The organism is Allokutzneria oryzae (assembly GCF_042429765.1).
Lineage (GTDB): Bacteria > Actinomycetota > Actinomycetes > Mycobacteriales > Pseudonocardiaceae > Allokutzneria > Allokutzneria oryzae.
In genome coordinates this window covers 309,177-334,157 of sequence record NZ_JBHLZU010000018.1, presented here as the reverse complement: position 1 = coordinate 334,157, position 24,981 = coordinate 309,177, and the positions used below count along the sequence as shown (strand labels likewise).

The following is a 24,981-nucleotide window of genomic DNA, read 5'->3' as shown; positions in this document are numbered from 1 at the left end:
CCCAGCACTCCGCGTGGCAGGTAGACATACCCCGGTGGGCCACTTCGGGGACTTCCAGCACGAGATCTACGCCGATGACGGCGAAGGGCTGCCGATCAGCTACGACGGGCTGGAACAGGCCGCCAAGGCCGCGATGACCCCCCAGTCGTTCGCCTTCGTCGCGGGCGCGGCGGGCACCGAACGCACCGCGCGGGCCAACCTCTCCGCCTTCGACCGCTGGCGCCTGGTGCCCCGGGTGCTGCGCGACGTCTCCGAGCGCGACCTGTCCACCACGCTGTTCGGCACGCCGATGGCCGCGCCCGTGCTGCTCGCGCCGGTCGGGCTCAACAGCATCGTGCACGACGACGCCGAGTCCGCCCCGGCAGCCGCGGCCGCCGCGCTCGGGCTGGTGCACGTCGTCTCCACCGCGTCGACCACCCCGCTTGAGAAGATCGCCAGCGCCGAACCGGAAGGTCGCCGCTGGTTCCAGCTGTACTGGCCGCGCACGGACGAGCTGGCCAAATCCCTTGTGACACGGGCGGAACGCGCCGGGTACCAGGCGATCGTGCTCACCGTCGACACCTGCGCCGTGTCGTGGCGGCCGCGCGACCTCGCCTACCGCAACCTGCCGTTCCACACCGGCCAGGGCATCGGCAACTACCTCACCGACCCGGTGTTCCGCGCCGGGCTCGCCGAGCCGCCGGAGTCCAGCGAGGACGCGCTCCGGGCCGCCATCGGCGAGTGGTCCAGGCAGTTCGGCAACCCCACGCTGACCTTCGCCGACCTCGCCCGGTTGAAGTCCTGGACCAGCCTCCCCGTTGTGGTCAAAGGGATCTGTCACGCCGAGGACGCCCGCGCCGTGCTCGACGCCGGGGCGGACGGGATCATCGTGTCCAACCACGGCGGCCGCCAGGTCGACGGAGCGCGGGCCGCGCTCGACTGCCTGCCCGACGTGGTCGCCGCCGTCTCCGGCCGGGTCCCGGTGCTGTTCGACTCCGGAATCCGCTGCGGCGCCGACATCCTGGTCGCCCTCGCGCTCGGCGCGTCCGCCGTTCTCGTCGGCAGGCACTGGGTCTACGGCCTCGGCGTCGGCGGACGGCGCGGTGTCGAACACGCCATGCGCTGCCTGCTCGCCGAGTTCGACCTGATGCTCGCGCTCTCCGGTTACGCCCGCCCTGCCCAGTTGGACCGCACCAGTGTGGTGCGGGAGTCCTGAGGAGTTCCGAAGTTGTTCCGTCGCAGTCTCGCCGTGGCGCTGGCGATGGTCGTCGTGGCCGCGCCGACCGCCTATGCCGCAGACAAACCGATCACCCGCTTCGCCACCTTCAACGCTTCGCTGAACCGCGCGACCGAGGGCGAGCTGCTGGCAAATCTGTCCACTAAGGACGATCCGCAGGCGCGCAAGGTCGCCGAGGTCGTGCAGCGGGTCCGGCCGGACGTGTTGCTGCTCAACGAGTTCGACTACGTTTCCGGCAACAGGGCGGTGGACGCCTTCCGGCGGAACTACCTCGAAGTCGGCCAGCAGGGCGCGAGCCCGATCACGTACCCCCACGCCTTCACCGCGCCGGTCAACACCGGTGTGCCGACCGGGGTCGACCTCAACAACGACGGCAAGATCGGCGGCGGGGACGACGCGTACGGCTTCGGGCTGTTCCCCGGGCAGTACGGCATGGTCGTGCTCTCGAAGCACCCGATCGACACCGCGGCGATCAGGACCTTCCAGAAGTTCCGCTGGGCGGACATGCCGAACTCCTTGTTGCCCAAGGACTTCTACTCCAAGCAGGCTCAGGAGATCCTGCGGCTGTCGTCGAAGTCGCACTGGGACATCCCCATCCGGACCGGCCGCGACCAGGTCCACTTCCTCGTCTCACACCCCACCCCGCCCACCTTCGACGGGCCGGAGGACCGCAACGGCAAGCGCAACCACGACGAGATCCGCTTCTGGGCCGACTACGTCAACCCGGGGCACGGCGGCTACATCTACGACGACGCGGGCAAGCGCGGCGGGCTGCGCACCGGCCCGTTCGTCATCGCCGGAGACCAGAACGCCGACCCCGTGGACGGCGACAGCGTCGACCGCGCCGCGAAGCAGCTCCTCAACGCCCGCAGGGTGATCGACCCGATGCCGTACAGCGTCGGAGCCGTCGAGGCCGCCCGCGTCCAGGGCGGCGCGAACAAGGACCACCGTGGCGCGCCCTGGCTGGACACCGGCGACTTCAACGACAAGAGCCCCGGCAACCTGCGCATCGACTACGTGCTGCCGTCGTGGCCGCTGGTCCCGGTGCGGGCCGGGGTGTTCTGGGAGCCGAGCGGCTCGCCGCTCGCGCGCCTGAACGACGCCTCCGACCACCACGCCGTCTGGGTGGACGTGATCAGATGAGCCGGCAGGTGGTGACAACGTGGTCGCTCCAGCAGACCACGCCGGACAGCCTCCGCCCCGCCAAGCCACCGGCCGAGCCGGTCGACCTGGTCCGCGTCGACGTGCCGAGCCCGGAGTTCAGCCGCTTCCTCTACACGGCAGTCGGCGGCGACTGGCACTGGACCGACCGGCTGGGCTGGTCCCACCGGCGCTGGTCGCACTGGCTGGAGCGGCCGGGGAGCGAGACGTGGGTGCTGTGGTCGCGCGGCACCCCGGCCGGGTACGTGGAGCTGGACGCGCAGCCCGAGGACCAGGTCGAGATCACCTGCTTCGGGCTGCTGCCCGGCTTCCTCGGTCGCGGCCTCGGCGGGCACATGCTGCACGAGGCCGGAGTCCGCGCGTGGAACCTCGCCCAGCGCTGGCCGCAGCTCCGGCCGACCAGGCGCGTGTGGGTGCACACGTGTTCGCTGGACGGCCCGGCGGCGCTCGCCAACTACAAGGCCCGCGGGTTCGAGGTCTTCCGAGTGGAGGACGAGCCCGTTGAGGTCGCCGACACCCCGATCGGCCCGTGGCCCGGAGCCAGAGACCCCGACTAGCGCCTGTCCTGCAAGTCGTCCCGATCCCCCGGCCTCGCCCCCTCACCCCCGTACCCCCGTACCCCCGTGCACGCGAGGGCTGGCCGGCGTGGTCGAGGTTTTCGCGTTTTGTCACCTTGATGCGCAAAGGAGCGCTCTCATTTCGCGTTAAGTTTCCAAAACGCGAAGAGAGGGGCGCGGGGGTGAGGGGGCCAGGGGGATGGTGAGGTGGTGTTACCACTTGCAGGACACGACCTAGCTGGTGTCCCGGGGCTGCCCGGATGACCGCATCGGTGCGGCACCCCCGGCGCTCCGAGGCGCTGCGCGTGGGCTGGCGTGGCCGGGGTTTCGCGTTTTGTCACCTTGTTGCGCGAAAGAGCGCTCTCAATTCGCATCAAGGTGACAAAACGCGAACACGGGGACTGGCGTGATGGGGTTCCGGGGGTGGAGGGGAGGGTCTGTCGGCCCTAGCCGATGCGCAGCGCGGCGCGTTCCCGTTCGGTCAGCGGAGGTTCGGTCGGGCCCGTCGCGCGTGGCCTGCGCATCGCCTGCCGGATGATCTTCGGTGCGAGCAGCTGCGTCGGCGGCCCGGCCAGCTCGAAGACGGACAGCTGTGCGGCGACGATGTCCCGCGAGCCGATCGCCGCCCGCTGCAACCGCCGCCCGTAAGCCTCCTGTACGCGGTCGAGCATGGTCATCCGCGTGCCCGTGGTGCCGCGGAACCGGACGTCCTGGCTGCGCGCCATCGCCCACACCGGGTCCGTCGCGCGCGCGACCGCCTTCTGCGCGAGGCGTGCGGTGCTCGGCTGAAGACCTTGCCGCCCAAGCGTTTCGTGCAGTGCGAGCGCGCCGAACACCGACACGGTCATGCCGTGCCCGTACACCGGGTTGAAGCTGCAGTGCGCGTCGCCGATCGCGACGAACCCCTCCGGCGCCGGACGCAGCCGGTCGTAGCGCCGCCGCCGGTTGCTCGTCAGGTCGTAGCGGAACATCCGGGACACCGGCTCCGCCATCTCGATGATCTTGCTCAGGATCGGGTGCGGCAGCTCGCGGGCGAACGCGTGGAAACCCTCGTCGTCGGAGGGCGGGGTGACACCCCGGCGGCCGGAGAGCGTCAGCATCCACTGGCCGTCCTCGACCGGCAGCAGCAGCGCTCCCCGGCCCGGCCGCTCGGACCGGGGGTCATCGGCGATCATGATCGCTGGGAAGTCGTCCTCGGTGCCGGGCAGCGCGCGGAACACCTTGGTGACGTAGACGATCCCGGGATCGACCAGCTCCTCGCGCACCTCGGGAACCCCGATCTCGCGCAGCCACCTCGGCGCGTGCGAGCCGCGGCCGGTCGCGTCGACCACCAGGTCCGCGGCGAGCTCGTCGGTCGCCCTGGTCTCCCGCGACCGCAGCCGCACCCCGGTGACCCTGCCCGCGTCCCCGGCCAGCCCGGTCACGTCGGTGGCCTGCCGCACGGAGATCCGGACGTCGGCCAGCACCCGCTCCCGGATGCTCCAGTCGATGACCCGCCTGCTGGCGCTGAGGAAGGACTCCATGTCCTGGTAGCGCGGCAGCCACCCGGCGGTGGTCAGGATCAGCACGTCCTCCGGGTTGCGGATCCGCCGCGCGCCCGCCTTGACCAGCTCGTCGACCATGCCGGGCAACAGCCGGTCCAGCGCGGCCACGCCGCCCCCGGCGAACGCGTGCGTGTGCCGCCCCTGCGGAGAACCGGCCCGGTCGAGCGGTCCGGCGGGCAGTCGGTCCCGCTCGATCACCGTGACCGCGTCCAGGTGCCGCGCGAGCACCGACGCGGTCAGCATCCCCGCGAGCCCGCCCCCGAGAACAACTCCGTGCCGCATTCCCATGAACCCGAAGCTAGTTCGGGTCGAAACGCGAAAGGACGCCCTGAGAGCGTTTCCACCTACTCAGGGCGTCCCTGCACCTGACCCAGTGACTACTGAAGTCGTGCCGTCACATCACGGAGCGGCGGTGATCCGGTCCGTCGCGGGCGGGGCCGCGTTCGGCTTCAGCTTCAGGTAGTCGATGAACGAGTCCAGGTCGATCGGGCCACCGGTGAGCTCGGTGCCCTTGGACAGCTCGGTGAAGCCGTCACCGCCAGCCTGGAGGAAGTTGTTCACCGTCACCCGGTACTTCGTGTCCGGCTGGACCGGTTGGCCGCCGACGGTGATCCCGGAGATCTTGGAGCCCTTGGGAGCCGAAGCCGACCACGAGTACTTCAGCGTGCTCGACGGCTGCAGGATGCGCACGATCGGAGCGCCGTCCGGCCCGGTCTGGAACTGCTGCTCCAGCACCGCCTTCAGCTGCGCGCCGGTCAGCGAGATCGTCTGCAGGATGTTGGCGAAGGGCTGCACGGTGAACGCCTCGCCGTAGGTGACAACGCCGTCGCCCTCGTTGGCGGGGGAGGACTTGTAGACCAGGTCGGCCCGCACACCGCCGGGGTTCATCAGCGCCAGCTGCGCGCCCGCGCTCTTGGTGGACTCCAGCTGCGCGTCGGCGATCATGTTGCCCAGCTGCGACTCGCCGGAGGGCACCGCGGCGCGCAGCACGTCTGCGCTGATGGTGCCGACCGGCCGGTTCGCGATCGGGGCGGCCTTGGTCCTGGCCTCGTCGACGAGGGCCTTCGCGGCCTTGTCCTCGGGAACGTCACGGGTGACGACCTGGTTGAACGCCTTCACCGAGGAGCGGACGATGTCGCGCGTCCGCCAGTCGATCTTGGCGTCCACCACGGACAGGATGCGGCCGAAGGACGCGCCCTGCAGCACCGGACGGGGCTGGCCGGACGGGTCGTTGATGGAGCAGACGTACTGCTGGTGGCTGTGCCCGGTGAAGATCACGTCGACCTTCGAGCTGGCCCGCTGCGCGATGTCACGGGCGGGACCGGGCGTGGTGCGGCAGTCGTTGGGGCCGCCGCCCTCGGTGTTGTCGCCCTGGTGCAGCAGCACGACCTGCGCCTTGACACCGAGCCGGTCGAGCAGGTTGGCGGTGCGGTCGATCGCGGCGACCTCGTCGGAGAACTTCAGGCCCTTCACGGCCTCGGCGGAGACGACGGTCGGCAGGTCCTTCAGCGGCACACCGATGATGCCGACGGGCATCGGTCCGGAGAACTCGATCGAGAACGGCAGCAGGGCGGGCAGGCCGGTCTTCTCGAAGGTCATGTTGGCGGCGAGCATGGGGAACTTGGCACCGCGGAAGTTCTTGCGGAACTGGCAACCGTCCTTGGGGTGGCAGCCGCCGCGGGCCATCCGCAGCAGCTCCTGGTAGCCCTCGTCGAGCTCGTGGTTGCCGATCGCCGACGCCTTCAGGTCGAGCGAGTTCAGCAGCTCGATGGTCGGCTCGTCGTGGAACAGCGCCGAGACGGCGGGCGACCCGCCGATGTTGTCACCCGCGGACAACACGATCGAGTCGCGTGCCTGCCCACGCAGCTTCTTGAGGTGGGTGGCAAGGTAGGCCGCCCCACCCGCGTCGACGGTCTTGCCGTCGGAGAGGGTGATCCGGCCCGACGAGCCGGATGGCGGTTCGAGGTTGCCGTGGAAGTCATTGAAGGCGATCAGACGGACATCGCTCGTCCAACCTCCTGGGGCGGCGGTGGCGGTCCCGCTCGTGCCCGTCACCAGTGCGGCGGCGGCAAGGGCGACAACCGCCACGGCGCGGCGGCGCCGGTGCGGCCTGGTCGCCGACCGGGTGGTCGTTGTCATACTGCTTCCTCCTCCAGGGCGCCTGCTGGGCGCACGGGCGAGGAGTGTGCCTGCTACCGCTCGCCGACACCAGGCCAGACGGTTACATCACGATGAAGGGCGGGTACCGGGTGGGTACGCATAGCCTTGACGGCGTGACGTGGGCTGCTGATACCGAGCCGCGCTGGCTCGACGACAAAGAGATGCGGGCGTGGCGCGCCTACATCGTCGGCTCCCAGATGCTGTCCTACCGGCTGCACAGGGAGCTCCAGGACAACCACGGACTGGCACTCGGGGACTACGAGATCCTGGTCCGGCTCTCCGAACAGCCCGGCCTGCGCATGCGGATGAGCGTGCTCGCGGGCGAGCTGGCCTCCTCCAAGAGCAGGCTCTCGCACCAGATCTCCAGGATGGAACAGGCGGACCTGGTGACCCGCACGGAGTGCCCCAGCGACGGCAGAGGCGTCTTCGCGGAGCTGACGGAGAAGGGCATGGCCGTGCTGCGCGCCGCAGCCCCCACCCACCTCGACGGTGTCCGCACCCACCTGATCGACCTGATCAGCGATGAGGAGCAGGCGGTCCTGGCCAGGGTCTTCGAGCGCGTCGACGACCACCTGCGCGGCCAACGAAACTGATCTTGACGCGTCGGGTTAGGCTGCCCATGACGCACCAGGGAAGTGTGGCAGAGCGGCCGAATGCACCCGCCTTGAAAGCGGGAGACCTTCACGGGTCCGGGGGTTCAAATCCCTCCACTTCCGCAAACCAACTCTGACCATGGGCGATGCCTTCATGTCCGGGTCTCCCGGTGTCCGCCGCCGAGCGTGCACACCACGTCCAGTGCATGCGCTTGGCTCCATGCCAGCCGCACTGATCGAGTGGAGCGCGCTGGAACTGGTCCATCGATGAGTCGGCAGCGGCAGGGTCGAGTTCCGTGTCCCTTCGCAGTGAGGTCGCCGACGCCGCTCGTCGAGCGGTGGCCGCGTTGCCCGTCGAGCTGGTCGACGCCGCTGAGGACGCCATCGACTCCGCCGCTACGCACTGGCAGCACGCCACCCAGGGTGGACTCGATGACGCGGTCAGCGAGGTGCACACCAGGTTCGAGGCCGTCAAGGACGATCTGCACGCGGTGCGGCAACTCCTGGCCCAGGTGCCTGTCCGAGTCGAGGCGTGGATCGCCGGTCTTGGCGGTCACCGTGTCCCGGACGGCAGTCCCACCGTGGCCGAACCGCCGGACCACACGACACTCGCGCCAACTCAGGCCGAGCGCGCCCAGCTGTTCGAACGTGCCCGCGCCGAGCTGCCGGTTCCCCTGGACCATGGCCGTACATCGGGTGCGTGGGTCGCTCCGGACGGGACGGTCGTGCCGCTGGTCTCCGGTGAGAACAGCCGGTGGTTCGGTGTGGCGGCGAAGCACGCACAGGCGCTGGGGCTGTGTCGGCCGATCGCGCCGCCGACGTTGGCACGTCACGTGGAGATCCAGTTCGCCATGCGCATGCGCGAGATGACCGCCGCCCGACCTCCCGGTGCGGAGCCGATGCGCGAGACCATCGTGATCAACCGCAAACCGTGCGGTATCGACCCACCGCCCCAGGATCTGTCGTGCGACAAGCACCTGGCAGTGTTTCTGCCACCCGGAGCCGAACTCACAGTCGTGGTCCGTGACGGCAGCAGCTACACCTATCGAGGAGTCGAGCAGTGATCGACGTGATCTTCCGGGACCTGAGCACCTCGGACGGTCGACAGGTTGGCCTTCAAGCCCGTACGGCCGACGATGTCGAGGTGGTCATCGATGCCCTCGCGCAGCCGAAGTCCGCTTCTGGCATGGTCACCCACGACGGCCGCGAGCTTTGGGAGGGCAAGTATCCCGATCACGAACTCGTGGTCGTGATCGACGGCGCTCTGGACCTCGGCGCGCTCTGCTACTGGGACCGCGACACGCCGCGAGCGCGGACACTCGGCCCAGGTGACGGCCCCGACTTCGAAGACGAGAACGTCGACTTCCCACCTGACTCTTGGCTTCCTCGCGCCCAGATCACCGAGGCGTTGGCGGAGTTCGTCACCACCGGTAACAGGCCGACGTGCGTGAGCTGGCAGGTCATCCCCCAGACCTGGTAACCAGAGCGGCCGAATGCACCCGCCTTGAAAGCGGGAGACCTTCACGGGTCCGGGGGTTCACATCCCTCCACTTCCGCAGGAGCTGAGCAGCAGGAACGGGGATGTCCCGCCACCGGCGGAGCATCCCCGTTCCCCTCTGTCGACGAAGCCGTCGAGCCGCTCAGCCGCGGGTCGCGTAGGGGCTGCAGAACGTCACAGTCCCCACGTTCGCCTTACCGCACACCCGGTAGGTGCCGTGGCTTCTCCACGAGCTGGTGTCGACCGAGAACTTGTTCGCGGGCACGACGGCGCTGCCGACGACGTTGCCCCACCAGTTCTCCGCCCAGACCCGGTCGCCCTCGGCGCCGTACTCCAGGTGCCCGTGCCAGGTCAGGTCTCGGGTGACCCACAGGTTGATCTTGCGTCCGAGGTGCTGGGCCGACGCGGCCAGCTCAGGGACCTCCGCGGTGCCCGCAGTGCTCGGGGAGGTGATGGGTGCCGCCGTCGCGGTGGCCTGGCTTGCCAGGGTGAACGACGCAGCAAGGGCCGCGACGCACGCCCCCAGCTTCTTCCGTGTGACCGACACAGGTTCTCCCGTTCTCGCTTGCCCTCGCACCGGTTCGCGGGGTCTCCCTCAGCGTTGACCGTCGTGGCGGCCGTGCCGTCCGACCGACGAAGGACCCTCGTGTCCACCGGGTGACCGATGCGGGCGGGCGAGCTCGCGCGAGAATCGCCGCAGCAGGTGCGCGCGGTCCAGCTGTTCGGCGTGATCCGGGTAGTGGGTCTCGGCTGAGCGCTCGTACAGGTTGTCGTCGGTCCACCGAGGGAACACGTGGACGTGCAGGTGCCAGACGTCCTGGTTGCCCGCGGGTTCGTTGTGCTGCCGGATCGACGTGCCATCGCAGCCGTCGGCCCTTGTCAGGAGGACGGCCGTTCTCCTGACCGTGCGCATCAGGGGACCTGCGACCTCGTCTGGCAGGTCGTAGATGTTCTCCACGTGGGCTGTCGGCACCACCAGGACGTGACCGGGACTTGCCTTCCACCACTTGCCGCTCACCAGCGCGACTGTGTGGTCGTCGCGGTAGAAGACCGCCTCTGGCGGGCTCATCCGGGTGCCGACGCCCCGCACGAGGCGGCACATCGGGCAGTCGTAGCCCTCCGGCGCGTGGGTCACGGGGCCCGCTGGGGGCCGCGGTAGGGCAGGGTCTGGCTGTAGACCACGTTCGTCGTGGTGCTGCCGAAGCGGGCCAGGTCGTCGATGATCTCTTCGAGGTGCGCCATCGATCCGGCGGCCACCTTCAGGGTGTAGCAGTCGTCGCCGGTGGTGCGCAGGCACTCCATGATCTCCATGCGCTCCCCGAGCAGCTGGTGCAGCGGCTGGTGCTGGCTGCCGGGGTACTTGAGGCGCACGACCGCCATGACCGCGTAGCCGACCTTCGTCAGGTCGACCTGCGCCCGGTAGCCGGTGATCACGCCGGCCGCCTCCAGGCGCTTCACCCGCTCCGTCGTCGCGGACGCGCTGAGGTTGACCCGCCGCCCCAGCTCGGTCAGCGGGATGCGGCCGTCGCGCTGGACCTCGACGAGGATCTCCCAGTCGGTCTGGTCAAGGCTCTCGGACATCTGCCGAAAATACCGGCAGATCCACGGTGAACGGGGTGATATGCCGTGATGAGTCTCTTCACTGGCCGCGGCCCGTTTCCTAGCCTTGAGCTGTGCGAATTGGTGTGAACGTCCCCAACTTCGGCCCCGGGACCGACCCGGGGATGCTGCGCGAGTGGGCCCGGACGGCGGAGGGTCTCGGCTACGACCTGCTGATGGTGTCCGACCACGTCGCGGTCACCCCGGATGTCGCCGGGCAGTACCCGGCGCCGTTCTACGAGCCCTTCACCACGTTGTCCTGGCTCGCCGGGATCACGCAGAAGATCCATCTGGGCACCACGGTGCTCGTCGCGCCGTACCGTCATCCGCTGCTCGTGGCGCGGATGGCCGCCAACCTCAACGACCTCAGCGGCGGGAGGTTCGTCCTCGGCGTCGGGGTCGGCTGGGCACGGCAGGAGTTCGAGGCGCTCGGTGTGCCCTTCGAGAAGCGCGGGCGGCTGACGGACGACCTGCTCCAAGTGCTCCGCGACGCCTGGGCTGACGAGAGCGACTACCGCAGCGGACAGCCGCCGATCTGGGTCGGTGGCAACAGCGCGGCCGCGCAGCGCAGGGCGGTGCGCTTCGGCGCGGCGTGGCATCCGCTGCGGTTCACCATGCCTTGGCTGCGCGAGGCGGTGCAGCGGTGCGAGGTGCCCGCGTTGACCCCGCGGATCGCGTTGCGGCTGACCGAGAAGCCGGTCACCGAGCCCGAGCGGATGGCCGGAACGGGCACTGTCGACCAAGTTGTCGACGACCTCGACCAGTTGCGGTCGCTCGGAGCGGACACCGTTCTGCTCGACCCGTTCAACGGTGATCCAGAAGAGACGCGGCGTCCCGAAGCCGCCTGGGAAGCACTCGCCATCGTGCGGAAGGAGCACAAGTGAACGAGGACTTTCTCCGCAGGGCGATCCAGCTCGCCGCGGTGGCACGGGAGAGCGGGAACCCGCCGTTCGGCTCGTTGTTGGTCGGACCCGGCGGCGAGGTGCTCGCCGAGGAGCACAACACCTCGGTCACCGATGCCGACATCACGGCTCACCCCGAGCTGAAGTTGGCGCGGTGGGCGGCGCGCGAGCTCGATCCGGCGACCGCCGCCGGGACGACCATGTACACCAGCTGCCAGCCCTGCGGCATGTGCGCGGGGGCGATCGCGCGGTCCGGCCTCGGGCGTGTGGTGTTCGCGTTGTCGACCGAGCAGTTGCTCACCCTCAAGCCCGGGGGCGACTTCCCAGTGGTGCCGCAGGATGGACCGGCGTTGTTCGACGAGGCGCGGATTCCCGTTGAGGGCTACTACCGCTGAGGACATCATCTGACCTACATGGCTGTCATGGTCGCCCCATGACCACTGAGACCACGCGCCCCGCCGCGCTGCACGCCTACTTCAGCTACCGCGACGCGCCCGCCGCTCTGCGCTGGTTGGAGCGGGCCTTCGGCTTCGAGACCACCTCGGAGTTCCCCGACGACAAGGGCGGGATCATGCACGCCGAGCTGCGGCGCGAGGACGTCGCGATCATCGTCTTCAGCGACGACGGCGCCGGGTATGACCGCTGCGAACAGCGCGGACCGACCGTTGGTCACGGGGCCTACATCAGCGTCGCGTCCAAGGAGGCGGTCGACGCGCTTTACGCCAGTGCCGTCGCCGGTGGCGCCACGGTGGTGTGGAAGCCCGAGGCCACCGAGTGGGGCAACTACCGGTTCCGGGTGCTGGACCCCGAGGGCTACGAGTGGACCTTCGGCATCCACCGGCCGGGACTGAGCTCCAACGGCGGCTGATCAGCGCCGGAACTGGTTGCGGTGCTTGCGGCCGATGGCGCGGGCCCGCTGGAAGAGGTCGTCGACCACTTCGGCACTGGTCAGCGGCGCTTCGCCGGTGGGGGAGCAGCACTCCGGGCGGGTGCGCTTCCAGCCGGCGGGCGGGCGCACTCCGGCGAGCTCGTAGAGCCGGTCGTAGACGTTGCGGCCGGGGTCGTCCTCGTGCGGGCCGACCAGCAGGATCCACACCGACGTCCGGTTCTCGAAGGCGACCACCACGCGGTCGTTGCCCCGCAGGTGTTTCACGCACAGGCGGGGCAGCGGCTCCGGCCCCGTGACGCGGTAGCCCAGTGCCGCGCAGCCGCGGTTGGCGAGATCGTCGAGGAACGTTTCGTACGCCTTGCGCGCCGGGCCGCGCAGCCCGGCGACCTGGGTGCTGGCGAGCCAGGTCTCAGCAACGTTGACCGGCACGTCTCAGCTGTCCGCCTTCGCCTGCCGGACCACTCGGCCCTCACCGCGGTGCATCTGGTCGATGCTCCTCGCCAGGTCTTCGCGGTCCAGCAACGCCTGGTCGCTGAGCCGCCGGTAGACCTCGTCGAGCAGGCCTCGCGTCTTGCCCGCCCGCCGCAGGTCCGTCACCAGGTGCAGCACCTCGTGCAGCCGCGCCGGGTCCAGCAGCATCCGCGGCTCCGTGCTGAGCACCGTCAGCACGCCCTCGTTCGCCCACGCCCGGACCGTCTTGTCCGTCATGTCCAGCAGGGCACCCGCGACGACCGGCCGGACCGGGGGCACCTTCGCCAGGATGCGGTCGGCGACGTCGGCCAGCTTCTTGCGGCGGTGGTCGTCCAGCGGCAGCGACTCCGCCACCTCTTCGATGTCCTCGACCTGCTCGAACAGCTCCATCAGCAGGCGGGTCTCCTCCGTGACCGTCATCGCGACCTCCCGGTTCCACTACCGAGTATGACCCCGTTTTTCGGTAGTCGTCAAGGTGGCCGATGTGGACGCTTTGGCTGGGGCCGAAGCATTGAAGATGTGAAAGTGAGCGATCTACGCGTTGTGGCGTCCACTTGATGTGCGCTTGACCTGCGCTTTTGGCGAACGGAGTAGCGCGTGATCGGTTCGCAGCGTATTCGGTCGCTCACATAAAGCTCTCTCGCCGATCGAATGTCCGTCGATGCATGTTGTTCAAGTAATGTCAATATGGTTCCACGAAAAAGCGCTGACTAGTCTCTTGGCTACTAGGGGAACTGAGGTGCCGATCACATCGGCGCTTTGGTGTGAAAAACATCAGGAGACTTGATGCGAATCCGGACCGCGGTTACATCGACCGCCCTCGCATTGACCGCCGTCGTCGGGCCCGCCGCGGCCGGCATCGGCGCCCAGGCGCTCGCGGCCTGCCCGGAGGTCGGGCAGAACTTCTACGCGATCTCCAACGGCAAGGTGGCCTGGAAGGCCACCAACCTGCGCAGCGACTACCTCACGGGTCCGGGTGCGATCACCTACAGCAAGAACTCCACCTCGGAGACCAACGCCTCGCTCACCGGCACGACCACCGCCGAGGCCGGTGCCATCTTCGCCAAGGCCAGCGTCTCCCTGGGGGTCCAGGTCGGCAAGAGCTGGTCCAAGGGTGACACCTGGTCCTACCGCGCCGACGTTCCCGCCGGAAAGACGATGCGCCTCCAGCAGTTCAAGGAAGCACGTTCTTTCACGGTCAAGAAAACGACCATCGTGGCGCCGTGCAACGTCAAGACGGTGTGGACGAAGAGCGTCGTCGCGCCGGTCAAGAACAACAACTTCAAGTGGAGCCTTGTGGGCTGAGGCTCTGGGGGTAATGGGGCGGTCGGTGGCGGCCGCCCCATTTTTTTGCCCAGTGAACGGAAACATGAGTCGCATTCGGCGCAATGTCCTGCGTCCGGCATTTCATCAGCTTTGCTGATATGACGGTCGCCAGCCATTCGGATAATGCCATTATCACACCCCGTGATACGCATCCGGAGTGCCGCGGCCTCAGCCGCCCTCGCCTGCGCCGCCGTGCTGGCGCCGGCGGTCACCGGGCTCGGAGCACAGGCGTTCGCGGCCTGTCCCGAGGTCGGCCAGACCAGCTACGCCGCGACCGACATCGCCAAGGCGTGGTTGCCGACGAACCTCACCAGCGACTACCTCGTCGGCCCTGGCGCGATCGGCATCGACCGCAAGGCCAAGTCACGGGCCAAGGCCGCACTCGCCGGGATCACCCCCGACGAGGCCAAGAGCGTCTTCGGCAGGACGAAGCGCTCGCTCACCGTGGCTGTGGGCGTCAGCTACTCGCGTAGCCAGCACTGGGCCTACAGCGCCGAGGTGCCCGCCGGGCAGACGCGTCGCCTCCAGCACTTCAAGGAGGCCCGCTCGTTCACGGTCAAGAAGACCACCATCGTGGCGCCATGCAAGGTCAAGACCTTGTGGACGAAGCAAATCGTCGCGCCGGTCATGAACGACAGCTTTCGCTGGGGCCTGGTGAGCTGAGCCCCCTTCACAGCGGGGCGGCCGGACGTCGGCCGCCCCTTTTCCGTGCCCGCCGCCTCCTTGTGGGAAGCATCGACACCGTCCCACCCCGGGCGTACCGTGGGTGATGTGACCAGTTACCGGCTCGTCCTCGACGCCAAGCGACGGCCGACCCTGCCCGCGCAGCTGCTGCGCGACGCGGAGCTGCCCGAGGCGAAAGAGCTGGTGGCCAGGGTGATCGGGCCCGGCCGCATCGTGCTGGAGGACCCCAGGGCAGCGCTCGGCAGGCTTCAGGCCGCCGTCGCGGAGGGCAAGCGCGCCAGGAAGGTCTCCGCCTCCCTGGAGGCCGAGCTGCTGGAGACGCGAGCCCAGGACACCGAGCGCGGGTGAGCCTTCCGGAAGGGCCGGTGCTGCTCGACGCCTCGTTCGTGCTCGCGTTGCTGGACGGCACGCCGCAGGCCCAGCCCTACGCGGACGTCCTGCCGAGCTCGGTGATCACCTCGGTGAACCTCGGCGAGGTGCTGTACTGCCTCGCGTCCTTGGCCGGGATCGACCCGGAGGAGGCCACCGCCGAGATCCAGGCGATGGGCATCGCCGTTGCGCCCCTGGAGGCCGAGCACGCCCTGCGCTTCGCCGAGCTGAAGCGGATCGACGCGGGCATCCGCCGGGACCGGGGACGCAGGCACGGCAGGCTCTCGCTCGGCGACCTGTGCTGCCTCGCCTTCGCGTGGGAGGAGGGCGTGCCCGTCCTCACCGGTGACCGGCACTGGACCACCGTGGCCGAGGCGGGCATGCCCGTGGAAGTGATCGACTTCCGGCTGGCGAACTAGCTGCACGTGGTAACACCACCCCACCGCCCCTGGCGCCCTCACCCGCATGCCCCTCATTTCGCGTTGTGGAGCCTCAACGCGAAATGAGAGCGCTCTTTCGCGCAACAAGGTGACAAAACGCGAAAACCCTGGCCACGGCAGGCCACGTCGGCGTGTGCGCGGGGGTGCGGGGGCGGCGCCATCTCGGGGGATCGGACCCGTAGGGCTGGTGAACTAGCCCTGGGGGAACGAGCGGGCCGCCGCGAGGAAGAGGTCGTTCTCCTCCGCGGTGCTGATGGTGACGCGCGCGCCCTCCTCGCCGAACGCGCGCACCACGAGCTTGTGCTCCAGGCAGTGCGCGTTGAACACCGGAGTGCGCTCCGCGAGCGGCAGCCACACGAAGTTGGCCTGCGTCTCGGGCACCTCGTAGCCCATCGCCAGCAGCTCCGCGCGCACCCGCTCCCGCTCGGCGGAGATCATCTGGCAGCGCTGCATGAGCTCGTCCTCGGCGTCCAGCGAGGCGATCGCCGCGGCCTGCGCGACCAGGTTCACGCTGAACGGCACGCAGACCTTGCGCAGCGTCTCGGCCACCTCCTCCGGCGCGTAGCAGTAGCCGATCCGCAGTCCGGCCAGGCCGTACGCCTTGGAGAAGGTCCGCAGCACGGCCACGTTGCCGCGGGTGCGCGCGAGGTCGACGCCGTCCGGCACGTCGGTGTCGGTGATGAACTCCTTGTACGCCTCGTCCAGCACGACCAGCGGGCCCTGCGGGACGGCGTCGAGGAACCGCTCAAGCTCCTCGCGGCGCAGCGTGGTGCCCGTCGGGTTGTTCGGCGTGCACACGAAGACCAGGCGGGTGTTCGGCGTGATCGCGGCGAGCATCGCGTCGAGGTCGAGAGCGTGGTCGGCGGTCAGCGGAACCTTGATCGCCTGCGCGCCCGCGATCTGGGTGACGATCGGGTACGCCTCGAACGAGCGCCACGGGAACAGCACCGCGTCCTGCGGGCCGCACAGCGCCTGCACCAGCTGCTGGCACAGCGCGACCGAGCCGCAGCCGACCGCGAGCCGGGACCCCGGCACGTCCAGCTTCGCGGCCAGCCGGTCGACCAGCGCGGTCACGCCCATGTCCGGGTAGCGGTTGACGCCCGCCGCCGCCTCGGCGATCACACCGCGCACGCTGGGCAGCGGGCCGAGGGAGACCTCGTTGCTGGCCAGCTTGATCGCGCCCGGGATCGTCCTGCCGGGCTGGTAACCGGGAAGGGTCTCCAGGTCCGGGCGGGTCCGCACGGTCATCGCCGCTCCTTGGTTCTCGACTTGGGGTTCTCGACTTGGTTCTCGACGTGAAACAGCCTCGGGGCGAACCTAATGTACGAGTGACGGGACACGACGGACTGAAATTCCAACGCCGCGCTCACGGTTGTTGCTCCGTATGGTTGGTCACGTTGACTGGTGTTCACCCTCACGTGATTGGGTGGCTTCATGACGCAGACCCGCACCGAAACGCTCCAGCTCACCGACGGCAGCGAGCTCCGCTGCACTGTCGCGGAACCGGACACGGCGGTTCGTGGCGGTCTTGTCCTGCTGCACCAGGCCAGGGGCGTTACCGACGCGATCCGCGACGTCGCGGCCAGCCTCGCGCAGGAGGGCTGGCTGACCATCGCGCCGCACCTCTACCACCGCGACGGCGACGACCAGGTGCACGACCCCGCGGATGCCGAGAGCATCCTCGACCAGGTCAGCAGGCTCTCCGCCGACTCCGTGCTCGCCGACACCGACGCCGCCTTCGTCTGGCTGGCCCAGCAGGGCGTCGAGTCCGACCGGATGGGCGTCGTCGGCTTCGGCATCGGCGGCTCGGTCGCCATGATCGTGGCCACCAACCGCAGCCTCGGCGCGGCGGTCACCGTCGCTGGCGCGGGCATCGTCTCCCCGCTCTCGCCGAACCTGCCGCCGCTGGTGGACGTGGCGGGCGAGCTGACCTGTCCGTGGCTGGGCATCTACAGCGAGCAGTACACGATGATCCCGCGCGAGGACGTCGAGAAGCTGCGCGACGCCGCGTCCTCGGCGAAGGTCGCCACCGACGTGGTGCTCTACTCCGGGCCGATCGACCCGCACGCCGAGGACCCGCGCGCCGCTGCCGAGACCTGGCAGCGCACGCTGAACTGGTTCGACTCGCACCTGCGCTAGATGTGAAACACATCCCTGGTCCTTCGCCTGCCGATGGGTTAGGAAGCAGGCATGAGCGAGAACCTCACCGCCGAGGACCCCGAGCTGCTGTGGCGGCCCGACGCCGACCGGGTCGCCGCCAGCAGGATCACCGCGTTCCGCGACTGGCTGCGCGCCGAGCGTGACCTGGACCTGCCGGACTACCCGGCGCTCTGGCAGTGGTCGGTCGACGACCTCTCCGGGTTCTGGGGCGCGCTCGCGGAGTTCTCCGGCGTGCGCTTCCACGACCGGCCGCGGGCGGTGCTCGACGGCGAGGAGATGCCGGGGACGCGCTGGTTCCCCGGCGCCACGCTGAACTACGCCGAGCACGCGCTGCGCGACGGCGACGGCAAGGGCGACGACGAGCCCGCGGTGATCTTCGCGCGGGAGGACGGTCTCGGTGCCACGCTGACCTACGGGCAGCTGCGGGCCGAGGTCGCGGCGGCGCGCGCCGGACTCGTGGAGCTCGGTGTGCGCAAGGGCGACCGGGTCGCCGCGCTGGTGCCGAACTCGCCCGAGGCGCTGATCGCCTTCCTCGCCGCCGCGAGCCTCGGCGCGACCTGGTCGTCCTGCTCCCCGGACTTCGGCGCGCGGGCGATCTCCGACCGGTTCACCCAGATCGAGCCGACCGTGCTCGTCGCGGTGAACGGCTACGTCTACAACGGACGGAAGTTCGACACCCGGTCCACTGTGGACGAACTTCGCGGGAGGATCCCCGGCCTCAAGGCGACCGTGCTCGTCGACTACCTCGCGACCGGCGCCGCGCTGCCCGGCGTCCTCGACTGGCGCGAGCTGCTGGACCGCAACGCTGGTGCGGCGCTGGAGTTCGACCCGGTGCCGTTCGACCACCCGCTGTGGGTGCTGTACTCCTCGGGAACCACCGGGTTGCCGAAGGGGATCGTCCAGGGGCACGGCGGGATCGTGCTCGAACACATCAAAGCCCTTGCGCTGCAGTGCGACCTGGGTCCGGGCGAGCGGTTCTTCTGGTTCACGACCACCGGCTGGATGATGTGGAACTTCCTGATCTCGGGCCTGGTCGTCGGCAGCACGATCGTGCTCTTCGACGGCAACCCGGCCTACCCGGACCTCGGCGCGCTGTGGCAGCTCGCCGAGCGGCAGCGGATCAGCTTCTTCGGCACGTCCGCCCCCTACATCCAGTCCTGCCTGAAACGCGGTCTCAGGCCCGCGCAGGAGCACGATCTCTCGGCGCTGAAGGTGCTGGGCTCCACCGGCGCCCCGCTCTCGCCAGAGGGCTTCCGGTGGATCATCGACGAGGTCGGCGGGGTGCAGATCGCCAGCGTCTCCGGCGGGACCGACCTGTGCACCGCCTTCGTCGGCGCGGCGCCCGACGTGCCGGTGTGGCTCGGCGAGATCTCCTGCCGGATGCTCGGCGCGGCCGTGGACTCCTTCGACGAGGCGGGGAAACCCGTCTCCGACGAGGTCGGTGAGCTGGTGGTCACCAAGCCGATGCCGTCGATGCCGGTGTCGTTCTGGAACGACTCCGACGGCGCCCGCCTGCGTGAGGCGTACTTCGAGACCTTCCCCGGAGTCTGGCGGCACGGCGACTGGATCCGGATCACCCCGCGCGGGTCCTGCGTGATCTACGGCCGCAGCGACTCCACGCTCAACCGGGGCGGCGTCCGGATGGGCACCAGCGAGTTCTACCGCGTCGTCGAGGGCTTCGACGAGGTGCTGGACTCGCTGGTGATCGACACCTCCGGCGCGGGCGAGAGCGACGGCGAGCTGCTGTGCTTCCTGGTGCTGGAAACCGGTGTGGCGCTCGCGGACGTGGAGCCGCGACTGCGCGCGGAGCTGCGCTCGCAGCTCTCGCCGAGACACGTGCCGAACCAGTTCGTGGCCGTCGCCGACGTGCCGCGCACGCTCAACGGCAAGAAGTGCGAGGTGCCGGTGAAGAAGATCCTCACCGGCACGCCCGCCGACCGCGCCGTGAGCCGCGAGGCGCTGAGCAACCCCGACGCGCTGCGGCCGTTCGAGGAGCTCGCCAGGAAGGCCCAGCGGTAACGCCGCGTCACCGCGCGGCGCCACCCGTTTGGGGCGTTGCCGCGCCGATCGCCCCCTGGAAGCTTCTCCGCATGGCCTTGGACGAGCAGGACCTCTGTGGGCACACCCCGGATCCGGACGGCTACGGCGAGACCAGTCGCTCGGGATCGGGATTCGGCACGGTCGACGCGGACCGCGAGGAGATGTAGCTGGCAGGAGTGGCCGGGGAGCCGACTGGCTCCCCGGTACCCCCGCTGAGCTGGGCAAACGCGCTTAGGGGACCCCCGTTTTGCTTTGCGGGAGACGCTCTGTGTAAGGTTTACCCCGGCGGTCAGAGATGGCCCCGGGAGGCTTCGCCTAGTCCGGTCTATGGCGCCGCACTGCTAATGCGGTTTGGGCTTATCACCCATCCCGGGTTCAAATCCCGGAGCCTCCGCAAGGTTCGACCCCGGTCGGGCCACAACTGAAGAACACGCGCTCGTAGCTCAACGGATAGAGCACTTGACTACGGATCAAGAGGTTACAGGTTCGAATCCTGTCGAGCGCACGTCTGGTTGAGACAGTGAGAAGGGTCGTCCGCGAGGACGGCCCTTCTTTCTTGTGCGGACCGTCCCGCGTTTCCCGCACCGGGGCCAGGCGGTTCCCTCCGCGGAGGGAGGTCCGCTCCCGACCTGCTGCCGAGACTCGGTCCATGACCGATCGAGCCCTGACCCGGATCTCCGCGCTCACCCTGTTCTGGTCGCTGCTCGCCACCGCGTTCGGGTTGTGGTGGGCCGTCGACACCACCGCGTATCCGTTCGGAGCCAACGACTCCCGCCCCGGTGGTGGTTCCCTGCTCGCCTTCGTGGACGTGCGGGTCGGCGCGATCGTCCTGCTCGCGCTCGGGGTGCTCGGTGTCGCCGCCGCGCTCTCGTTGCGCAGGGGCATCGGCAGAGCCGTCGTGCCGTGGCTCGGCGGTCTCCATGCCGTGCTCTTCGGCTTGTGCGTGCCGGACATGCAGGTGGTGATCCTGGTTGGTTACCTCGTCGCGCTGGTCGGTCCGATCGTCTTGGTGGTGGCCCTGGTCGCCGGGGCGCTGCGCAGCCTCCGGAGCTCGCTGATCGTGTTCGGCGGGCTGATTCTGATTGGGCTGATCGGGTGGTGGAGCGGAATCCTCGACGGCACAGCGTTCTCCGCGCTCGTGAACGCCGGGGTGGCGCCGGAGAACCAGCTCTCGGCGCGACCGCTGTACATGGTGTTCTTCCTCGCCGGTGGCCTGGCGTGGGGCTGGGCGGCCGTGGTCGCCTTCCGCACGCGGAAGGACCGCTGCGGGTCTTGCGGGCGGCAGGGAGCCGCGTGGACCGAGCCCGCCGAGGCCGCGCGCTGGGGGCGGGTGGTGACCATCGCCGCCGCGCTGTGCCCGTTGCCGTACGGGTTGTTGCGGATGACGTGGCTGACCCCGGTCGCGGTGCTCGGACCGGAGGACGTCTCGTCCGAGCCGGGGATCCGGTTGATGGGCTTGCTGCTGGGGTTCGCCGCGATCGGCGGAAGTGTGCTGACGCTCGGGCTGATCCAGCGGTGGGGCGAGATCTGGCCACGTTGGGTGCCCGTCCTGCGCGGCCGGCCGGTGCCGCTCGCCTTCCCCGTGGTCTTCGGCTCGCTCATCGCCGCCGTGATGGCCTTCGCCGGGGTCTCGTTCGGGATCACGGCGTTCTCCGGGCCGGACCCACGACCGTTGTTGCTACTGGTCTTCCCGTTCCCGCTGTGGGCGCCGTTGCTCGCGGCGGCGGTGCTCGCGCACTACTACCGCCGCCGCCCGGCCTGCCGCCACTGCGCGGTGGCGGCAGGCCGATGAGCGGTCTACTCGGCGTCGGTGTCCGGGAAGCCCGCGCTGGCCGCCAGCTCGAAGGCGGCGGAGCGCGCCACGATCTCCATGGGCGCGTCAGCGAGGTTCCACTCGACCATGTCCAGCACGTCGGGGTTGCCGGAGACGCGATCGCGCAGCTCCTCCGGGTCCAGCTCCTCGCCGCGCAGCAGCGCCACCGCGATCCACGCGGCCGCGGCCAGGTCACCGCCACCGGTGGCCAGCTTGGCGAACTCCTCGACCAGCAGCGGCGACACCGCCTCCGGCGCGACCGTGGCCAGCGCGACCATGCCCGCGGCGTCGCGGTCGATCGTCAGGTGCTCGAAGAGCGCGGGGGCGACCTCGGCGACGGCGGCCCGTGCGGCGAGCACCGTCTCCGGGATGTCGGTCTCCGCACCGGACTCGTCGTAGGAGGCGCACACGATCTCCGTGCCGTCCTCGGAGAACGCCGAGGTCGTGTTGGCGATCCCGGCGACGAAGAAGGTCAGGTGCGTGCGGATCTCCGCGTCCAGGTCCGGCCGCGGGATCAGCGCGGCGAGCAGCGGGACGGCGTGCGGAGTGGCCTCGGACAGCGTGTCCTGGTGCAGCAGCCTGCCGTAGAGGTCGTTGATCGCCGACTGGCGGCCGGCCTCCTCCGTGCCGGTCAGGGCGTCCAGCAGACCCGGAACCTCGGTCGCGTGCCCGTAGGCGTCGCGCAGCCCGCTCCAGTCGAGAACCCCGGTCACTTTTCCTCCTGGCCTGCCGATGGTGATGGCCGAGGCTAGTGGATCACTGGTGGCCGCCACGACAGGGTGACAACGTCGTCGCCTGAGGAACCGAGGTCCGGCGGCAGCGCGGGGTCGATCCCGAACTCGCGCAGCTGAACGTCTACTTCGGACAGACGACTCGGTGGCAGGCACAGCCGCCGCCTGGTGGCCTCGACGAGCGCGGCGAAGTCGGGGTGCTCGGCGGCCGGGGCTCGGCGCCAGCGGTCGACCCTCGGCTCGATCCCCAGCTCGCGCAGGCAGTCCACGAGGTCATCGGCGGTGGGGCCGCTCGGCCGCTCGACGCCGTGGAAGTGCCGCCACAGCGGGTTCAACGCGGTCAGCGGGTGCCGCTCGGCGGTCTCCAGCACGACGAGCCGCCTCGCGTGCGCGGTCAGCGCGGCCACGAACGGCGCGAGGTCGGGCACGTTGTAGGCGACGTGGTGGCACACGACGACGTCCGCGACGGTGCAGCTCGCCGCGACCGCGGGCCAGTGACCGAGCACGGTTCGCGCCCCATCGGCTCGCCGGGAGAACTCCGCGAGCAGCTCGGCGTCGCCGTCAACGGCGGTGATCTCGGTGGCTCCTCGCAGCGGGAGGCTGGCCGCGCCCGCCGCCGCTCCGATGTCCAGCACCGTGCCGCCGCTCGGGCCGATGGCCTCCTCCGCCAGCCGCAGCGACGCGCCCTCACGCCGTTCGAGCTGCCGGTCGGCGCGGCGGACGAAGACCTCGCGCGGCAGCACCCACGGCGACTCCTCGGCCCGGATCTCCGGCGGAATCGCCCACGCGGCAAGGGATTCACGCCACCTCAGCAATGCGGACATCAGCTCTCCAAGTAGCGCAGCACGGCCAGCACCCTGCGGTGGTCCGACCCGGCGGGGGGCAGGTCGAGCTTGCCGAGGATGCTGCCGACGTACTTCTCCACCGCGCGCTCGGTGATGGTCAGCGCCGTGGCGATCCCCGCGTTGGACCTGCCCTCCGCCATCAGCTGGAGCACCTCCCGCTCGCGCGGGGTGAGCGGGCCGAGTGGGTCACGGCGGCGGTTGCGCGCCAGGATCTGCGCCACCACGTCCGGGTCGAAGACCGCCCCGCCCGCCGCGACCCGCTCCAGCGCGTCGAGGAAGTCCGACACGTCGGCGACCCGGTCCTTGAGCAGGTAACCGACCCCGTTGAGCGCGCCGCTGATCAGGTCGGCCGCGTAGCGCTCCTCGACCCACTGCGAGAGCACCAGCACACCGGTGGGCCGCTGCGAGCTCCTGATCAGCAGCGCGGCCCGCAGGCCCTCGTCGGTGAAGGTCGGCGGCATCCGCACATCGACCACGGCGACGTCCGGCTGGTGCGTCGCGACAGCGCGCAGCAGCTGCTCGGCGTCGCCGACCGCTTCGACGACCTCGTGCCCGTTCTCGGTGAGCAGCAGGCTCAGTCCGGTGCGCAGCAGCGCGGAGTCCTCGGCGATCACGATGCGCATGGCAGCTCCATGGTCAGGGTGGTCGGCCCGCCCTCCGGGCTGTCCACGGTCAGGATCCCGTCCACTCCGCTCGCGCGGTCGGCCAGCCCGGCCAGCCCGTGCCCCGGCCGGGCGACCGCGCCGCCGACCCCGTTGTCCCGCACGGTGATCCGCAGCACGATGCCGGACTGCTCCACCGTCACCGACACCCGGCTGGCGTCCGCGTGCTTGGCGATGTTGGTCAGCGCCTCGGCCACCATGAAGTAGGCGATGGCCTCGATTGTCCTGGGTGGACGGTCGGGAACGTCGTAGCGCACCTTCACCGGGACCGGGGACCGCGCGGCCAGCCCGGACAGCGCGGCGTCCAGGCCGCGGTCGGCGAGCACCGGCGGATGCAGGCCGCGGACCAGGTCGCGCAGCTCGGTGATGGCCTCCTTGGCCTCCTTGTGCGCCTGTTCCAGCAGGACGCTCGCCCCGTCCGGGTCGGAGTCCTTCTTGCTGCGCGCCCGGCCGAGGGTCATCGCGAGGGACACCAGCCGCTGCTGCGCGCCGTCGTGCAGGTCGCGTTCGATGCGCCTGCGCTCCGCCTCGACCGAGTCCACCGTCGCCGCCCTGCTCACTTCGAGCACGCCGACCCGCTCAGTGAGCTCGTGCACCTTGCTGCCGCGCAACAACAACTTCGCGAGTCCGATGTGGACGTTGGCGAGCGCGCGCCAGAGCAGGGGAGCGCCGATCAGCAGCGGCAGCCCCAGCGCGATGCAGAGCGGGCCGAGGGAGAGCAGCTTCTCCGGGCCGTGCAGGAAGGCGAAGACGGGCGTGGGGTTCGGGGCCAGTGCCAGCCGCACCGGTTCCTCGACCAGCACGACCCCGGCGACCACCGCGAGCAGCGGCAGCGCCATCGTCAGCCAGGCCAGCGGCAGCCGCACCAGGTTGTACGCGGCGAGCAGCCAGAAGCCGGAGTCGGTGAGCAGCGCTCGCGCGTCGCCGAGCATCGACGCGCCGCTGGGCACCGTGCGCGGGGAGATCCGGATCTCGACGCCGAAGATCCGGCGGAACCACACAGCTTCCGTCCGGGCCGCGCTGATGAGCAGGTCACCGGTGACCACGAACAACGGGACCCCGAGCAGCAGCAGCGGAAGCCCCATCAGGGCACCGGCCAGACCCACGACGGTGGCGAGCGCGGTCAACAGCGCCCACCACGGGGCGAGCAGCAGGTGCAGTGCGCCGAGCCAGCTCCGCCTGCCAAACACGTACCCGAGCACAGCGCCAGCCTCGCGCCTCCGGCCGCTCGCGGCCAAGTCGCTCCTCACGAACCCATCCTTTAGGGGCCCTGGTGACCTGCGCCAACCCGTGAGCAGGTGAGTCCGCACACCGGCTAGCA

General features: G+C 69.9%; 28 protein-coding genes and 4 tRNA genes. 20 read left to right on the top strand and 12 right to left on the bottom strand.

The window, feature by feature from the left end; all coding sequences use genetic code 11:
- The first annotated feature begins 34 nt into the window (after positions 1–34).
- From ACFFQA_RS20795 to ACFFQA_RS20785, 3 genes are read left to right on the top strand one after another with little or no spacing between them, the layout of a single operon-like run.
- Positions 35–1,195, top strand: a complete 1,161-nt coding sequence (locus tag ACFFQA_RS20795; protein ID WP_377854585.1) for an alpha-hydroxy-acid oxidizing protein — start codon at positions 35–37, stop codon at positions 1,193–1,195.
- Positions 1,196–1,240: 45 nt separating this feature from the next.
- Positions 1,241–2,359, top strand: a complete 1,119-nt coding sequence (locus ACFFQA_RS20790) for an endonuclease/exonuclease/phosphatase family protein (RefSeq protein WP_377855921.1) — start codon at positions 1,241–1,243, stop codon at positions 2,357–2,359.
- Positions 2,356–2,934: a GNAT family N-acetyltransferase gene (locus tag ACFFQA_RS20785; protein WP_377854582.1), complete on the top strand. Its 579-nt coding sequence runs from the start codon at positions 2,356–2,358 to the stop codon at positions 2,932–2,934. The genes ACFFQA_RS20790 and ACFFQA_RS20785 overlap by 4 nt, the downstream gene beginning before the upstream one ends.
- Positions 2,935–3,380: 446 nt before the next feature.
- Here ACFFQA_RS20785 and ACFFQA_RS20780 read toward each other — a convergent pair whose 3' ends face one another.
- Both ACFFQA_RS20780 and ACFFQA_RS20775 read right to left on the bottom strand, forming a co-directional pair.
- Positions 3,381–4,766 carry an NAD(P)/FAD-dependent oxidoreductase gene (locus tag ACFFQA_RS20780; RefSeq protein ID WP_377854579.1) on the bottom strand — a complete coding sequence of 462 codons (1,386 nt, stop codon included), beginning with the start codon at positions 4,764–4,766 and terminating at the stop codon, positions 3,381–3,383.
- A gap of 111 nt (positions 4,767–4,877) precedes the next feature.
- On the bottom strand, positions 4,878–6,617 hold the full coding sequence (locus ACFFQA_RS20775; protein ID WP_377854576.1) for a bifunctional metallophosphatase/5'-nucleotidase: 1,740 nt from the start codon (positions 6,615–6,617) through the stop codon (positions 4,878–4,880).
- Positions 6,618–6,799: 182 nt separating this feature from the next.
- Between ACFFQA_RS20775 and ACFFQA_RS20770 the strand changes: the two genes are divergently transcribed.
- From ACFFQA_RS20770 to ACFFQA_RS20750, 5 genes are all read left to right on the top strand, one after another.
- Positions 6,800–7,231: a MarR family winged helix-turn-helix transcriptional regulator gene (locus ACFFQA_RS20770; protein WP_377855918.1), complete on the top strand. Its 432-nt coding sequence runs from the start codon at positions 6,800–6,802 to the stop codon at positions 7,229–7,231.
- Positions 7,232–7,269: 38 nt separating this feature from the next.
- Positions 7,270–7,354: transfer RNA gene (locus ACFFQA_RS20765), tRNA-Ser, on the top strand.
- 173 nt (positions 7,355–7,527) lie between these two features.
- Positions 7,528–8,295 carry a DddA-like double-stranded DNA deaminase toxin gene (locus ACFFQA_RS20760; RefSeq protein ID WP_377854573.1) on the top strand — a complete coding sequence of 256 codons (768 nt, stop codon included), beginning with the start codon at positions 7,528–7,530 and terminating at the stop codon, positions 8,293–8,295.
- Positions 8,292–8,711, top strand: a complete 420-nt coding sequence (locus tag ACFFQA_RS20755) for an Imm1 family immunity protein (protein ID WP_377854570.1) — start codon at positions 8,292–8,294, stop codon at positions 8,709–8,711. Before ACFFQA_RS20760 ends, ACFFQA_RS20755 begins: the two co-directional genes overlap by 4 nt.
- Positions 8,677–8,789, top strand: a tRNA-Ser gene (locus tag ACFFQA_RS20750). The genes ACFFQA_RS20755 and ACFFQA_RS20750 overlap by 35 nt, the downstream gene beginning before the upstream one ends.
- 82 nt (positions 8,790–8,871) lie before the next feature.
- Here ACFFQA_RS20750 and ACFFQA_RS20745 read toward each other — a convergent pair.
- From ACFFQA_RS20745 to ACFFQA_RS20735, 3 genes are read right to left on the bottom strand one after another with little or no spacing between them, the layout of a single operon-like run.
- Positions 8,872–9,276, bottom strand: a complete 405-nt coding sequence (locus tag ACFFQA_RS20745; protein ID WP_377854567.1) for a hypothetical protein — start codon at positions 9,274–9,276, stop codon at positions 8,872–8,874.
- A 48-nt stretch (positions 9,277–9,324) separates the two neighbouring features.
- Entirely contained in the window at positions 9,325–9,864 is a 540-nt protein-coding gene (locus ACFFQA_RS20740; RefSeq protein WP_377854565.1) for an HIT family protein, read from the bottom strand.
- Positions 9,861–10,310 carry an Lrp/AsnC family transcriptional regulator gene (locus tag ACFFQA_RS20735; protein ID WP_377854562.1) on the bottom strand — a complete coding sequence of 150 codons (450 nt, stop codon included), beginning with the start codon at positions 10,308–10,310 and terminating at the stop codon, positions 9,861–9,863. Before ACFFQA_RS20735 ends, ACFFQA_RS20740 begins: the two co-directional genes overlap by 4 nt.
- Before the next feature lie 92 nt (positions 10,311–10,402).
- Between ACFFQA_RS20735 and ACFFQA_RS20730 the strand changes: the two genes are divergently transcribed.
- From ACFFQA_RS20730 to ACFFQA_RS20720, 3 genes are read left to right on the top strand one after another with little or no spacing between them, the layout of a single operon-like run.
- Positions 10,403–11,212, top strand: a complete 810-nt coding sequence (locus ACFFQA_RS20730; RefSeq protein ID WP_377854559.1) for an LLM class flavin-dependent oxidoreductase — start codon at positions 10,403–10,405, stop codon at positions 11,210–11,212.
- Positions 11,209–11,625 (top strand): nucleoside deaminase, encoded by a 417-nt coding sequence (locus ACFFQA_RS20725; protein ID WP_377854556.1) that lies wholly within the window; start codon positions 11,209–11,211, stop codon positions 11,623–11,625. The genes ACFFQA_RS20730 and ACFFQA_RS20725 overlap by 4 nt, the downstream gene beginning before the upstream one ends.
- 38 nt (positions 11,626–11,663) lie before the next feature.
- Entirely contained in the window at positions 11,664–12,098 is a 435-nt protein-coding gene (locus ACFFQA_RS20720) for a VOC family protein (protein WP_377854553.1), read from the top strand.
- On the opposite strand, the gene ACFFQA_RS20715 is transcribed toward ACFFQA_RS20720, so the two are convergent.
- A complete protein-coding gene (locus ACFFQA_RS20715) occupies positions 12,099–12,548 on the bottom strand; it encodes a hypothetical protein (protein WP_377854550.1) in 450 nt (149 codons plus the stop codon).
- Positions 12,549–12,551: 3 nt separating this feature from the next.
- On the bottom strand, positions 12,552–13,010 hold the full coding sequence (locus ACFFQA_RS20710; protein ID WP_377854547.1) for a hypothetical protein: 459 nt from the start codon (positions 13,008–13,010) through the stop codon (positions 12,552–12,554).
- A 366-nt stretch (positions 13,011–13,376) separates the two neighbouring features.
- Between ACFFQA_RS20710 and ACFFQA_RS20705 the strand changes: the two genes are divergently transcribed.
- The 4 genes from ACFFQA_RS20705 (at position 13,377) to ACFFQA_RS20690 (ending at position 15,388) form a co-directional block, all read left to right on the top strand.
- Positions 13,377–13,895: a hypothetical protein gene (locus ACFFQA_RS20705; protein WP_377854544.1), complete on the top strand. Its 519-nt coding sequence runs from the start codon at positions 13,377–13,379 to the stop codon at positions 13,893–13,895.
- 162 nt (positions 13,896–14,057) lie between these two features.
- Complete coding sequence (locus tag ACFFQA_RS20700; RefSeq protein ID WP_377854542.1) at positions 14,058–14,579, top strand: hypothetical protein; 522 nt, start codon at positions 14,058–14,060, stop codon at positions 14,577–14,579.
- 108 nt (positions 14,580–14,687) lie between these two features.
- Positions 14,688–14,948, top strand: a complete 261-nt coding sequence (locus tag ACFFQA_RS20695; RefSeq protein WP_377854539.1) for a hypothetical protein — start codon at positions 14,688–14,690, stop codon at positions 14,946–14,948.
- Positions 14,945–15,388: a PIN domain-containing protein gene (locus ACFFQA_RS20690; protein ID WP_377854537.1), complete on the top strand. Its 444-nt coding sequence runs from the start codon at positions 14,945–14,947 to the stop codon at positions 15,386–15,388. The genes ACFFQA_RS20695 and ACFFQA_RS20690 overlap by 4 nt, the downstream gene beginning before the upstream one ends.
- 213 nt (positions 15,389–15,601) lie before the next feature.
- On the opposite strand, the gene hisC is transcribed toward ACFFQA_RS20690, so the two are convergent.
- On the bottom strand, positions 15,602–16,657 hold the full coding sequence (gene hisC, locus ACFFQA_RS20685) for a histidinol-phosphate transaminase (protein ID WP_377854534.1): 1,056 nt from the start codon (positions 16,655–16,657) through the stop codon (positions 15,602–15,604).
- 186 nt (positions 16,658–16,843) lie between these two features.
- On the opposite strand from hisC, the gene ACFFQA_RS20680 reads away from it, so the two are divergent.
- The 5 genes from ACFFQA_RS20680 to ACFFQA_RS20660 all read left to right on the top strand — a co-directional run bounded on the left by ACFFQA_RS20680 (position 16,844) and on the right by ACFFQA_RS20660 (position 21,401).
- Positions 16,844–17,548 (top strand): dienelactone hydrolase family protein, encoded by a 705-nt coding sequence (locus ACFFQA_RS20680; RefSeq protein WP_377854531.1) that lies wholly within the window; start codon positions 16,844–16,846, stop codon positions 17,546–17,548.
- 51 nt (positions 17,549–17,599) lie between these two features.
- Positions 17,600–19,588 (top strand): acetoacetate--CoA ligase, encoded by a 1,989-nt coding sequence (locus ACFFQA_RS20675; RefSeq protein WP_377854528.1) that lies wholly within the window; start codon positions 17,600–17,602, stop codon positions 19,586–19,588.
- 325 nt (positions 19,589–19,913) lie between these two features.
- Positions 19,914–20,003, top strand: a tRNA-Ser gene (locus tag ACFFQA_RS20670).
- A gap of 38 nt (positions 20,004–20,041) precedes the next feature.
- A tRNA-Arg gene (locus tag ACFFQA_RS20665) sits at positions 20,042–20,114 on the top strand.
- Between the two features lie 144 nt (positions 20,115–20,258).
- Positions 20,259–21,401 (top strand): hypothetical protein, encoded by a 1,143-nt coding sequence (locus tag ACFFQA_RS20660; RefSeq protein WP_377854525.1) that lies wholly within the window; start codon positions 20,259–20,261, stop codon positions 21,399–21,401.
- Positions 21,402–21,406: 5 nt separating this feature from the next.
- On the opposite strand, the gene ACFFQA_RS20655 is transcribed toward ACFFQA_RS20660, so the two are convergent.
- From ACFFQA_RS20655 to ACFFQA_RS20640, 4 genes are read right to left on the bottom strand one after another with little or no spacing between them, the layout of a single operon-like run.
- Positions 21,407–22,135: a hypothetical protein gene (locus ACFFQA_RS20655; RefSeq protein WP_377854522.1), complete on the bottom strand. Its 729-nt coding sequence runs from the start codon at positions 22,133–22,135 to the stop codon at positions 21,407–21,409.
- A gap of 35 nt (positions 22,136–22,170) precedes the next feature.
- Entirely contained in the window at positions 22,171–22,977 is an 807-nt protein-coding gene (locus ACFFQA_RS20650; protein ID WP_377854519.1) for a class I SAM-dependent methyltransferase, read from the bottom strand.
- Positions 22,977–23,621: a response regulator gene (locus ACFFQA_RS20645; protein WP_377854516.1), complete on the bottom strand. Its 645-nt coding sequence runs from the start codon at positions 23,619–23,621 to the stop codon at positions 22,977–22,979. Before ACFFQA_RS20645 ends, ACFFQA_RS20650 begins: the two co-directional genes overlap by 1 nt.
- Positions 23,609–24,910, bottom strand: a complete 1,302-nt coding sequence (locus ACFFQA_RS20640; protein ID WP_377854513.1) for a sensor histidine kinase — start codon at positions 24,908–24,910, stop codon at positions 23,609–23,611. The genes ACFFQA_RS20645 and ACFFQA_RS20640 overlap by 13 nt, the downstream gene beginning before the upstream one ends.
- Positions 24,911–24,981 lie beyond the last annotated feature (71 nt).